Annotated in this window: 1 rRNA gene; it reads right to left on the minus strand. The window is 54.4% G+C overall.

The features are described 5' to 3' along the window. A 23S ribosomal RNA gene (locus UQ64_RS28310) occupies positions 1-204 on the minus strand; the annotation flags it as partial.

Consider the following 204-nt stretch of genomic DNA (forward strand, 5'->3'; position numbering starts at 1 on the left):
AGGGGTCTTACTAATTGGGAAATCTCATCTTGAGGGGGGCTTCACGCTTAGATGCTTTCAGCGCTTATCCCGTCCGTACGTAGCTACCCAGCCATGCTTCTGGCGAAACAACTGGTGCACCAGCGGTACGTCCATCCCGGTCCTCTCGTACTAAGGACAGCTCCTCTCAAATTTCCTGCGCCCACGACAGATAGGGACCGAACT

This window comes from Paenibacillus etheri (assembly GCF_001012825.1).
GTDB lineage: Bacteria > Bacillota > Bacilli > Paenibacillales > Paenibacillaceae > Paenibacillus_AQ > Paenibacillus_AQ etheri.